We start from the raw sequence: 12,456 nt of genomic DNA on the forward strand, positions 1-12,456 counted from the left end.
GGAAGCGGCTTCCCATCGCATTAGACGTTGCTGTCATCAACGGCGTACAGCGGGTCCTCTGCCACCCCCTGCAGCAGGTCCCCACGCCGGCAGTGCTTCATCCGCCGGCCGCAGTACCAGCCCCCCTCGTTATCGGCACCATAGCCTCCACCGATGTCGCGGAACGTCGTGCACTCCGCCCCAGGCAGGGCCTTCAGCGAAGTCTCGTACTCGAAGTAGACGGCGCGGTCATCCAACCAGTACGCGCCGCACTGGCGGAAGCTGTCGCGATCAATGGCAGGCAGCCGCGTCCACGCGTGGTAGACCGCATGGGCATCGCGACCCATGAAGTGGCGCGCTGGCATGAACTCGAAACTGGCGGCGTCGGCGTTGCGCAGCGGCCGCCCTTGGTGGAAAACCTGGCCGTCGTGGACGCTCCAGTACTCGATGCCGTACGAACCGATGAAACGCTGGTCCGGCAGGGCGATGATCTTCTGCCATGGCATGGGTTGGGCTCCGCCGGTGGTGGGGCCACAGTGTAGTGCGGGCGGCTGCAGGAGCAGTCGAGCAAGCTCGAATCTGCAGGGGCGCGCTGCCGTGCAGCGAAAGGCAGCCGAGCATGGGCTCGGCTCTACAGGAGACAGGGACGGATGAAACGCTGGTCCGGCAGGGCGATGATCTTCTGCCATGCCACGGGTTGGGGCTCCGCCGGTAGGGTGGGCCGTAGTGTAGTGCAGCCAGAAACAGCAACGCCGGGCATGGCCCGGCGCTACCGTGGGGGCACAGATCAATACTTGCCGTCGAACGCGAAGATCGGCTTGCGCTGCTTCCACGCGCCGGCGGTGAAATCCGGGAACTCCAGGGTCTGGAAGCTGTTGGCGATCGACTGCTCGGACAGCGGCGTGATCGCGCTCCAGGTCACCGCATCGTAGATGTCGATCGGCATCGGCGCCTTGGCCTTCAGTGCTTCCACGAAGGCGTGGATGACGAACCAGTCCATGCCACCGTGGCCGGCACTGGCGGCGGTGTCGGCGTTCTGCTTCCACAGCGGGTGTTCGTACTGGTCCTGGTAGGTCTTGAATTCTTCCCACTGGTGCGGCGGGCTGCGGCCTTCGATGTGGATCGAATGGTTCACGTCCATCCACAGGCCCTTGGTGCCCTGCACGCGGAAACCCAGCGAGTACGGGCGCGGCAGCGAGGTGTCGTGCTGCAGGATGATGGTCTCGCCGTTCTCGCAGGCCAGGGTGGTGGTGACGATGTCACCCAGCTTGAACTTCACCTTGGTGCTGGGATGGGTGGTGCCACCACTCTTGGCCACCGTGTACTCGTGCAGGCCGCGCGCCTTGCTGGCAAACGCGTTGATGTGGGTGAAGCGGTTGCCGCGGTTGATGCCGGTGTACATCGCGCACGGGCCGATGCCATGGCTGGGGTACAGCTCGCCATTGCGCTGCACCGAGTGCTCGGTGCGCCAGCGCGCTTCGCTCCAGCCCTTGGGGCCGAACTCCACGCCGCTGTCGTAGGGCTGGCTGGGATCGCCGGAATTGAACTTCACCCCGCGCAGGTCGTGCTGGTAGCCGGCCTGCAGGTGTACCAGTTCGCCGAACAGCCCCTGCCGCACCATCTGCAGCGCGGCCATTACGTCGCGGCGGTAGCAGACGTTTTCCAGCAGCATGTACGGCGTGCCGGTGTCGAGCTGGGTCTTCAGCACATCCCAGTGGTCCTGCAGGGTGATGCCGGCCACCACTTCGCAGCCGACGGCAACGCCGGCCTGCATCGCGGCAATCGCCATCGGTGCGTGGTATTCCCATGGCGTGGCGATGACCACGCCATCGATGCCCTTCTGTTCCAGCAGGCGCTTCCACGCGTTGGTGTCGCGGTCCTGGCCGTAGGTCTTCGGCGCGGCCTTGCCGGCCTTGGCCACCATGTCCACGGCACGGCCCAGCATGATCGGCTCGATGTCGCACAGCGCGACCACCTCCACATCGTCCCGGCGCACCAGCTCCTTCAGCAGCACCAGGCCCCGCATGCCGGTACCGATCATGGCCAGGCGCACCTTGCGCCCTGCCGCCCAGGCGGGCGTCTGCGGCAGCAGGCTGCTGGCGGCGACGGCGGCACCGGCCGCGATGAATTCCCTACGCTTCATGGCAAACACTCTCCTCTTGAAGGTGCGCCGGCCACGACCGGCGCACCCGGGTCACACGAACGGAATCACTTGAACCGGTAGCCGACGGTCACACTGTAGCCGCGGCCGAAGATGGTGGCGTAATCGCTGGAATCGCCCAAGAAGCTGTTCGGATCGTAGAACGGCAGGCGATCGAACAGGTTCTTGACGGTGAAGCTGAGGTTCCAGGCGTCGTCCGGGCGCCAGGTAACGCTCAGGTTGGCGGTCCACCACGACGGCGCGCCATCACACTTGCTGGCCTCCAGGGCCAGGAAGCCGGCGGTGCAGGTGTCCTTGTTGTTGTCCACTGCATCCACGCGGTCGCGCGCCCACTTGGTGCCGCCCACGTAGTTGACGAACATGCTGGTGGTCACCTGCTTGTAGGTCCAGTCGGCGTTGAGCGTGGCGCGCAGGCGCGGGTTGTTGTAGTAGCCCACCACGTCGCCGTAATACCAGCCGCTTTCGTCATCCATGTAGTAGCGGTTGCGGTTGGCGATGGTGGCGGCCAGGCCCACGTTCAGCCCGCCCCAGTCACCCAGCGGGAAGCGGCTGCGTGCATCGATGTCGAAGCCATCGACCAGGGTCTTGCCGCGGTTCTTGTACTGCCCCACCACGCTGGCCACGTTGCCCACGCTGTAGCCGGGCAGCACGGCCGGGCAGCTCACGCCGCTGGCCGGGTCGGCGCACATCGCCGCCAGCTGCGCCAGGTTGGCGCGGTCGGCATCGGTGATCGGCGAGCGCGAGGAGGAGATGATGTCGGTATCGCGGCTGAAGTCCGGCGCGACGATCTCGTTGTTGCGGTAGATGAACCAGTAATCCGCCGACACTGACAGCCAGCTGGCCGGCTCGTAGACGAAGCCCAGGGTCGCGATCTTGGCCTTTTCCGGCTTCAGGTCCTGGTTGGGCTGGGTCATGCGGGCGACGGTGCGGCTGCAGTCGACGTTGGCCAGGCTCTTGCCCAGGTCCACGTCACCGGCACGCTGCGACTGCCGCAGCAGGTCGGCGATGGCGTTGGTCTCGGCGCAGCGCACCTCGTCGCGGTAGCCGCCCAGCTGGGCGAACACACCACCACTGCCCGACTCGGCCAGGCTGGGGGCGCGGAAGCCGGTGGAATAGGTACCGCGCAGCATCAGCTGCTTGAAGGCCTGGTACTTGAAGCCGATCTTCGGCGCGACGTTGGCGCTGAAGTTCGGATACTTGTCCACGCGCAGCGCCGCGTCCAGTTCCAGCTTTTCGGTGATCGGCGCAACGGTTTCGGAGAACAGCGCATAGGTGTTGCGCGCACCGTCGAACCACGAGCCACCCTGCTGGGTGATCAGGCCGGCGGCGGCATCCGGGTTGCCCGGGGTGTAGAAGGTTTCGCGGCTGGCGCTGAAGCCGAAGGCCGCGCGCATCTCACCGGCAGGCAGCTGGAACAGCGGGCCTTCGATCTTGCCGTCCAGGGTGTGCAGGCGCGTCCAGGACTGGATGTCGAAGGTCGGGAAGGCTTCGCGGATCAGCGCAGCGTTGGCCTCGCTGATCTCGCCGAACGTGTACGCCGGGTGGTCGGAGATGATGACGCGGCCAGTGCCCGGGTCCACCGAGTACGGACCGAAGGCCTTCTCGAAGCCCTTCAGGTTGACGTTGATGGTCTGGTAGGTGGTGGAGTGCGTGCCGGCGGTGGCGAAGGCGGTTTCCCAGTTCCAGTCACCGACGTTGCCACGCGCGCCGGTCAGCACCCGGTAGCTCTGGTCGGTGTTGCGCTGGCCGAAGTAGTTGGCACCGGCATCCTGCAGCAGGTACTGCAGGCCGACCACGCCGCCCATCATCGCCTTCAGTTCGGGGCTGGCGTGGTTGTACTCGTTGTTCGGGCCCAGGTACGGGTACAGGAACTGATTGACCGTGGTGCCGGTATCGCGCGAGAACCAGCTGCTCGGATTGCCGGTGGTGGTGCTGTAGGTGCGCGGCGTGCCGCCGTTGGCGCGCAGGTCGATGTCGGTGTAGGTGGCCTCGGCGAAGATCTCGGTGTTGTCGCCCACCAGGAAGGTGCCGTTGAGGTAAGCGGTGTTGCGCTCGGACTTGGCGCCGGCATCGATCTCGTTGTTCATCCACGTTTCCCAGACGCAGCTGGGGCCTGCAGCCTGGCCCTGCAGCACGTTCTGGCAGCCCGGTGCGGCTTCCTGCACGCGTCGGCCGGTGACCGGATCGAAGGCGAAGTAAGTTCCCGGATTGAACTGGCCCGGCTTGCTGCCCACGCCCAGGCGCAGGCCGCTGAGGTAATTGGGGTTGTTGACGTAGTACTGGCTGGGGCGCTTGTCGTAGAAATCGCTGAGCGGAATCGCGTCGCGGCGGTACAGGTTCACCGCGCCATAGACGTTGAAGCGGTTCTCGGTCAGGTCGCCGAAGCCGGCGGTGATGCTGGCCTGGCGCTCGCCGTAGGAATCGATGCGCGAGGAGGTATCGTTGGTGAAGTTGATTTCCGCGCCCTGGAAATTGCGCTTGGTGATCACGTTGATGACGCCGGCCACCGCATCGGTGCCGTACACCGCCGAGGCGCCGTCGGTCAGCACTTCCATGCGTTCGATGGCTGCGGCCGGGATCGCATCGATGTTGACGAACTGGGTCTGGAAGCCCGCCGGTGCGCCGTAGTACGACAGGCGGCGGCCGTTCAACAGCACCAGCGTGCCCTGCGCGCCGAGGCCACGCAGGTTGGCCTGCGAGGCGCCGTCCGAGCCGGTGAACAGCGAGCGCGAATCCTGTTGCGCGGGCCGCGCGGCCGGCAGGTTGTCCAGCACCTGCAGCAGCGTGCGCGCACCCATGTTCTGGATGTCCTGCTTGCTGATGACCTGCACCGGCGATGCGGTTTCGACGTCCGTGCGGCGGATGTTGGAGCCGGTGACCTCGATGCGGGCCAGGTCGGTGGCGTTGTCCTTGCTGTCCTGGGCGGCAGCAGGCAGGGCGATCGACAGCAGCACGCCGGCGATGGCCAGCGACAGCGGGGCGAAGGAACGACAGGGCGGACGGGAGTGGCGTGCGGGCAACATCGGGGTTCTCTCCTGGCAGGGGTGCGCGGCGGGTGGGCGGCGCGAAAGCGATTGGCGGGCAAAACGCTCCCGGGCCACGGCTCTGGAGCCATGGTCGGAATGGGCGGGGGAGGAGCGGTGTTACGTGGGGGTCATGGGGCGACGATGCTGGCGGAGTCGCCCTCCTGGCCGATCAGCACGGCGTTGGCCCAGTTGGCGCAGACCTGGGCGGGTTGGCTGCCCTGCGCACCCAGCGTGCGCAGGCTCAGGGTGGAAAGACCACGGATGTCCAGCTCCGGCTTGACCACGCCGGGGGCCTTCACCAGGCCGCTGTCGTACAGCAGGCGGCCATCGCCCCAGACCTGGAACTGCAGGCCGCCGGCGGTGCGGCAGGCATCGTCGATGCCGAGATCGGCGCGCAGCAGGTTCCAGCCGCCCTGCAGGCGCAGGTCGATGCGGCTGTTGCCAGCGACGCCCAGGCCACGGCGAAACTGCAGGCCGTTCATACGCAGGCCGGCATCGCCACGGAAGGACTGGTCGACGCGGACCTGGCTGGCAAGCGCGGCCGGCACCGGCAGCTCGGAGAGATACTGCTGCCGGGCCGGTCGCTCCGGTTCCTGGTGTTCGAGGATGTGGAAGGTGGACAGCGCGATCGGGCCCACATCGCGCGGCTGCAGTGCGTCGAAGGCGCGGGCGCTGCCCTGTGCGGCGGTGACCATCGGATCGGTGCTGCTGGCGCCATCACCTTCGGGGTTCTGCACGCTCAATACGCGGAAGCGCAGCAAGCGGCCGGCATGGGCGGGGAAGTCGATGCGCTGCACGCCTTCCTTCAACTGCAGGCGGCCACGTGCGATGGGTTCGCCCCACTCGCCATTGCTGTCGCCCAGGTAGACCTCGTAGTCGCGCACCTGGCCGTGCTTCCAGTTCTTGTCGCTGCGCGGCGCGATCTCGATGCCGTCAATCATCTTCCGCTCGCCGAAGCCGACCACCCACTCATGCGCACCGGTACGCACGGCCTGGTTGCGCACGCTGCGGAACCAGGTGTTGGGGTCATCATCGAAGGCGTTTTCCAGCGCGTGGCCCGGCTCTTCGGCCGGGCGGTTGACCACCAGCAGGCTGTCGGCCGGCAGTTCGCGGCCCAGCACCGGTGCGGCCGGGAAGGCATCGTCGGCAGCTGCGGCGGTGACGGCGAAGTCCAGCTGCAGCTGCAGCGGCTGGCGGATGTCCTGCGTGGCCGTGCGTACATGCAGCGTGCCGCGGCGATCCTTGGCATCGAAGTACCAGCCTTCGCTGGCGCTGTTGAACGCGGCGGCATCGGCCAGCGCCGGCAGCGCGCGACCACCGGCCTGCACCGCGCGCGGCACCTGCCGGCTCAGCACGCGCAGGCCATAGCGGCGCTGTGCCAGCTGGCCGGCATAGCTGCCCTGCACCGCCTCGATCTGCACCTGCACCGGGCCACTGCCCTGTGCCGGGGCGTGCACGCGCACCACCTGGGTGCTCGATTCACCCTTCTGGTAGCGGCGCGTGTTGCCGTCGTCCTCGTACAACGTGTATTGCGCATCGCCCTGCGGGTACAGGTCGAAGGTCACTTCATCGAGGGGCTTCTCGCCGTCGAACAGCATCGACGGGTACAGCGGCAGGATCGCACCGGCACGCACGAACACCGGCAGCGTGGCCAGGTCCACCTGACGGTCGAGCTGGCGGCCCTCGGCCCCGGCCTGCACGCGGCGGCCATCCCAGTAGTCGATCCAGCCACCGGCGGGAAGATGGATGTCGCGGCGCCAGCCACGGCTGGCCGCCTGGCTGCGGTACACCGGCGCCACCAGCAGGTCGCGGCCGAGAAGGAACTGGTACTTGTAGGTTTCATCCTGCGCATGCGGATCGCGCGGGTTGTCCCACATCAGGCCACGCACCGGCGGCGCGCCGGTCTGCGCGGCCTCGTGCACCAGCCCGTACATGTACGGGGTCAGGCGCATCTTCAACTTCAGGTAATCGCGGTTGATGCTGCGGTAGGGCTCGTCGAACCACCACGGATGCTTGCGCGCGTTCGACGACCAGCCGCTCATGCCCATCAGCACCGGAGTGAACGCCTTCCACTGCAGGTCGCGGGTGAAGGTTTCGGCGCTGCCGCCGAAGATCGCATCGACGTCGCCGCTGGCGTAGGCCATGCCGGACAGGCCCGAACCCACCAGGGTCGGCACGTGCCAGCGGATGTAGTCCCAGCTGCTGCTCTGGTCGCCGGTCCACGCCACGGCGTAGCGCTGGATGCCGGCCCAGCCCATCACCGTCCACAGGAACGGGCGTGAATCGGAATTGTCGAGGATGCCCTTGAACGCCTGGCGGTTGGCATCCATCGCGAACTGGTAGCCCTTGCCGGTCCAGGCCACGTCCAGCTTCTGCACGCGGCTGCCGACCTTGCCCACTTCCCAGGCGATCTTGTCGACGCCGTTCTCGGTCCACAGGCCGGTGCGGAAGCCGTATTTCGCCAGCCCCTGCACGGTTTCCGGCAGCTTCTGGTAGCCGCAGCCATAACCATCGTTGGGCAGGATCCAGCCGCCGGGCATGTCATGTTCGCGGTACTGCCTGGCCACGCTGTCGATCACATCCGGCGTGGTGCCGGTCGGGCCGTCGCTCCAGCCTTCGGGCACGGTGCCGGGCTTTTTGCTGTTGTCGGCGTCGTTGTAGCAGTCGGCATCGCCGTAGGAGAGCGCCCAGCGCGCGACCATGTTCGGGCGGCCGGTCAGCTGGGTGTAGCGTTCGATCAGCTTCGGCAGGTCGGCGCCGACGAAGTAATAGGCATCGAAGCGGTCTTCGCGGTGCAGCAGGGTGGCCTGGTCGGCCTGGCGCAGGTCGTAGCTGCCGTCGCTCCAGGTGTTGCGCAGCATGCCCCAGCCACGGCTGCTGAGCAGCATCGGCGCCGGGCTCGGGCGATCACCTTCTTCCCAGCCGCCGGAGTAGGAGACCTCCAGTTCGCGACCCTTGAACTGGTAACGGCCGTTCTGCTGGCCACCACCGAAATAGCCTTCGTCGGCCTGCGAAGAGAGCACCTGCACGCTCTGCGTGGCATCCAGATCCAGCGGCTGCAGTTCCTGCCACAGCGCGGTCGGCTGGCCGTTGTCCAGGCGTTCCAGGCGCAGGCGCAACGGTTGCCGCTGTACATGCAGCACCAGTGCGTCGGTGCGCACGCGGATTTCCTGTGCGTCTTCTTCCAGCTGCGCCTGCACGTTTGCCTTGGGCTGCGGCAGCACGATCGGCGCGGCCTTGTCGCCGGCCCCGGTCAGGGTGCCCTTGCGGCCGGCCTGCACGCGGATGATGTCCGCGGCCGGCAGTTCGATGCGGATGCGCGCGCCGTTGTCGGTCTGCAGATCCCAGCCGTGCGCGCCGTCGCGGCTGTCACTGGCGCTGACCGAACGCAGGTTGCCGACCGGCTCGGCCTGGGCCGATGTCGCTACCAGCATCAATGCCGGCAGCAGGGCCAGCAGCAGCGGCGAGCGACGAATGCGGTTCTCCACACGGACTCCCAACCCGTTTACCGGGCGTTTCGAAAGCAGTTGCGGCCGACTCTAGGGCAGTGATTCGAAAGATGTCAATAAACTGAAAGGAAAACGGAAGATATATTTGGTAGAAACGAAAGTTGTTGCGTCGCAATACTTTGTGTAAGCGCTTGCAACTCCCTGTTAAGCATTGTGCGATACCGCATCCGGCCGATTCTTGCGTTTCGCGATCGACCCCATCCCGGGCAAGTCACGTCAGCCACTTTCTTTCTTTTTGCTTTCGATGTTTGACATTTCGAAAGAAAACGCTGATGGTGCGCTGGCCCAACTGGAACCTCCGAATGGACGTCACCCTGCTTTCCGATGTGTCCGCCTGGCAGCGCCGCGGCGGAGCCGATACCGCTACCGAAATCGCCCAGCAGCCGGCGCTGTGGGAAGCCCTTGCGCAGGACCTGTCGCGTGCCCGCGACCGCCTGCAGGCCTTCCTCGGCGACAGCCTCAACGATCCCAACCAGCGCGTGCTGTTCACCGGCGCCGGCAGCTCCGGCTTCATCGCCGAGATGGTGGCCGATGCGATCAACGCGCAGTGGCCGGCCGAGGTGCGCGTGGTGCATACCACCAGCCTGCTGACCCACCCGGCGCTGTACCTGCAGCGCGACCGCCCCACCCTGCTGGTGTCGTTCGGCCGCAGCGGTTCCAGCCCGGAAAGCGTGGCCGCGGTCAACCGCGTCCGCAGTGACGTGGCCGATGCCCGCTTCCTCGACATCACCTGCAACGCCGATGGCGAACTGGCCCGTCGCGGCGCCGGCCGCAGCGATACCTGCACCCTGCTGATGCCTTCGGCCAGCTGCGACCGTGCATTCGCCATGACCAGCAGCCTGACCTGCATGCTGCTGGCCGCGCTGACCGTGTTCGACCGCTCGCCGTGGGAGGCACGCGTCGCGCGCCTGAAGCAGATCGCCGCGCTCGGCCACGAAGGCCTGGCGCAGTGGGATGCACCGGTCGCGGCACTGGCGCAACGCCCGTTCAACCGGGTGATCTACCTGGCCAGCGGTCCGCTGGAAGCGCTGGCCCGCGAGTGCGCGCTGAAGGTGCTGGAGCTGACCGCCGGTCGCGTGCTGGCCCTTGCCAACACACCACTCGGCTTCCGCCACGGCCCCAAGTCCACGCTGGACGGCGACACCCTGGTGGTGGTGCTGCGCAGCGTGCAGCCGCTGGCACGCCGCTACGAGCAGGACCTGCTGGAAGAACTGCGCCGCGATGGCGTGGCCGGCCAGGTGCTGGCGATCGGTCCGCATGCGGATATCGGCGCCGAGGATGACCATACCCTCAGCGTGCCCGTGCTTGAACCGGCGCTCGACGACCCGTGGCTGGCGCCGGTGTGGCTCGGCTTTGCGCAGCTGTTCGCGCTGCAGCGTTCGGCCGCGCTGGGCCTGACCCCGGACAATCCGTTCCCGGACGGCACCGTCAACCGCGTCGTCCAGGGCGTCACCATCCACCATGGCTGAGCTGATCGCGCACGCCTGCTACGGCATCGACATCGGCGGAACCAAGATCGAGCTGGTGGCGTGCGATGCGGCGATGCAGGTCACCTGGCGCCGCCGCGTGGCCACCCCGCAGGGCGACTACGCCGGCTTCCTGCAGGCGGTGGTCGCGCTGGTGGCCGAGGCGGATGCCACGCTGGGCCGCAGTGACGCCGCCATCGGCATCGCCCTGCCCGGCGTGCGCGACCGCCGCAGTGGCCGCCAGTTGAGCGCCAACGTACCGGCACTGACCGGCCAGTGCGTGGCGCAGGACCTGAAGGCACGCCTGCAGCGTCCGCTGCACTTCGGCAACGACCTGCAGTGCTTTGCGTTGTCGGAGGCGCACGGTGGCGCCGCCGACGGCTACCCCAGCATGTTCGGCGCCATCCTCGGCACCGGTGCCGGTGGTGGCTTCTGCCTGCAGGGCCGCCTGCTGACCGGCTTCAACGGCCTGGCCGGCGAGTGGGGCCACTGGAGCGTGCCTGGCCACCTGCTGCAGCGCCACGGCCTGCCCCTGCTGGACTGCGGCTGCGGCCTGCAGGGCTGCGTGGAACGCTACGTGTCCGGCAGCGGCGTGGCGATGATCGCGCGCCATCTCGGCGGCAGCGCGCGCGACGCCAGCGCGGTGATCGCCCTGGCCGACGCCGGCGATGTGCGTGCCCGGCAGGCGCTGGACATCCACCGCGATCTGCTCGGCCACAGCTTGGCCGCACTGGTGCTGGCGCTGGACCCGCACGTCATCGTGCTCGGTGGCGGCCTTTCGCAGTACGCGCCGCTGTACCAGCTGCTGCCCGCCGCCGTTGCCGTGCATCTGTTCAACGGCGCGCAGGTGCCGCCCATCGTGCCGCCGCGCTTCGGCGATGCCGGTGGTGCACGCGGTGCCGCCCTGCTCGCCTGCCAACCCTCGTTTTCCTGATCGACCGGAGCCTGACCATGTCCCCGCTGCAGACCCTGCTTGCTTCCCACCGCGCCGGTACCAACGTCGGCCTGTACAGCGTCTGCTGCAGCAACGAACAGGTGCTGCGCGCGGCCATGCACGTGGCGCTGGCGCACGGCACCGTGCTGCTGGTCGAGGCCACTTCCAACCAGGTTGACCAGTTCGGCGGCTACACCGGCATGACCCCGCCGCAGTACCGCGATTACGTCGGCATGCTGGCCGATGAAGAGGGGTTCCCCCGTGAGCGGCTGATCCTCGGCGGTGACCATCTGGGCCCGAACGCCTGGCAGAAGCGCCCGGCCGCCGAAGCGATGGCCCACGCGCGCGTGCTGATCGAGGCCTACGTGGCCGCCGGCTTCCACAAGATCCACCTGGACTGCAGCATGTCCTGCGCCGACGACCCGGTGCCGCTGCCCGATGCCATCGTCGCCGCACGTTCGGCCGAGTTGGCCGGGATCGCCGAGCGCACTGCTGCTGCGAACGGCCTGCCGCCGCCGGTCTACGTCATCGGCACCGAAGTGCCGGTGCCCGGTGGCGAAGCCTCGCTCGCCGGTGGCCTGCAGGTGACCACGCCGGCCGCTGCCGCGCAGACCCTGGCCATCCACCAGCAGGCCTTCGACACGCCGCAGCTGCGCGATGCCTGGCAGCGCGTGATCGCCATGGTGGTGCAGCCGGGCGTGGACTTCGACCACAGCAGCGTGCACGAGTACGACCCGGCGGCCGCCAGTGTGCTCGCGGATTTCCTCGAACAGCAGCCGCGCATCGTGTTCGAAGCGCATTCCACTGATTACCAGCGCGAGAGCGGCCTGCACGCCTTGGTGCGCGACCACTTCGCCATCCTCAAGGTGGGCCCGGCGGCGACCTTCGCCTACCGCGAGGCGCTGTTCGCGCTGGCCGCCATCGAGGTCGAACTGCTGCCGGACGCGCAATGCTCGCGCCTGCCGCAGGTACTGGACGACGTGATGCAGGCGCAGCCGAAGTACTGGCAACCGTACTACCAGGGCGACGAGGCCGAGCTGCGCCTGCTGCGCCGCTTCTCCTTCAGCGACCGCTGCCGCTACTACTGGGGCGAGCCGGCATTGCTGCAGGCGGTGCAGACGCTGTTCGCCAACCTGGAACGGCAGGCGCCGCCGCTGGTGCTGCTCAGCCAGTACCTGCCCGAGCAGTACCGCGCCGTGCGCGAAGGCGCCCTCGCCAATACCCCCAGCGCGCTGGTGCAGCACCGCATCGGCCAGTGCCTGGGCGAATACGCCCGCGCCTGCAGCGCCAACCAGGCCGGCAGCCGCAAGCAGAACGCAAGTTCGGCTGCCTCCGTTCTTGCGAACGGCTAATCTCTACCTTTCCTGACGAAACCGAGAGA

The 12,456-nt window shown here is 67.6% G+C and carries 7 protein-coding genes; 3 read left to right on the top strand and 4 right to left on the bottom strand.

The genetic code is table 11. The annotated features are described in order from the left end of the window. Nucleotides 1-20 precede the first annotated feature (20 nt). From AC1VXD_RS03335 to AC1VXD_RS03350, 4 genes are all read right to left on the bottom strand, one after another. Nucleotides 21-485, bottom strand: a complete 465-nt coding sequence (locus tag AC1VXD_RS03335) for a hypothetical protein (protein ID WP_482990821.1) — start codon at nt 483-485, stop codon at nt 21-23. Nucleotides 486-766: 281 nt separating this feature from the next. Next, nucleotides 767-2,122 (bottom strand): Gfo/Idh/MocA family protein, encoded by a 1,356-nt coding sequence (locus AC1VXD_RS03340; protein WP_482990822.1) that lies wholly within the window; start codon nt 2,120-2,122, stop codon nt 767-769. Nucleotides 2,123-2,187: 65 nt separating this feature from the next. After that, nucleotides 2,188-5,163: a TonB-dependent receptor domain-containing protein gene (locus tag AC1VXD_RS03345; protein ID WP_482990823.1), complete on the bottom strand. Its 2,976-nt coding sequence runs from the start codon at nt 5,161-5,163 to the stop codon at nt 2,188-2,190. 131 nt (nt 5,164-5,294) lie between these two features. Further along, nucleotides 5,295-8,654 carry a TIM-barrel domain-containing protein gene (locus tag AC1VXD_RS03350; RefSeq protein ID WP_482990824.1) on the bottom strand — a complete coding sequence of 1,120 codons (3,360 nt, stop codon included), beginning with the start codon at nt 8,652-8,654 and terminating at the stop codon, nt 5,295-5,297. A 323-nt stretch (nt 8,655-8,977) separates the two neighbouring features. Between AC1VXD_RS03350 and AC1VXD_RS03355 the strand changes: the two genes are divergently transcribed. The 3 genes from AC1VXD_RS03355 to AC1VXD_RS03365 are packed head-to-tail and all read left to right on the top strand — an operon-like array spanning nt 8,978 to nt 12,427. Further along, complete coding sequence (locus tag AC1VXD_RS03355; protein ID WP_482990825.1) at nt 8,978-10,144, top strand: SIS domain-containing protein; 1,167 nt, start codon at nt 8,978-8,980, stop codon at nt 10,142-10,144. Further along, nucleotides 10,137-11,075 (top strand): ROK family protein, encoded by a 939-nt coding sequence (locus AC1VXD_RS03360; RefSeq protein WP_482990826.1) that lies wholly within the window; start codon nt 10,137-10,139, stop codon nt 11,073-11,075. Before AC1VXD_RS03355 ends, AC1VXD_RS03360 begins: the two co-directional genes overlap by 8 nt. A 17-nt stretch (nt 11,076-11,092) precedes the next feature. After that, nucleotides 11,093-12,427 (top strand): D-tagatose-bisphosphate aldolase, class II, non-catalytic subunit, encoded by a 1,335-nt coding sequence (locus tag AC1VXD_RS03365; protein ID WP_482990827.1) that lies wholly within the window; start codon nt 11,093-11,095, stop codon nt 12,425-12,427. The last annotated feature ends 29 nt before the right edge of the window (nt 12,428-12,456 follow it).

The sequence above is a fragment of the Stenotrophomonas sp. STEN054 genome (assembly GCF_056854535.1).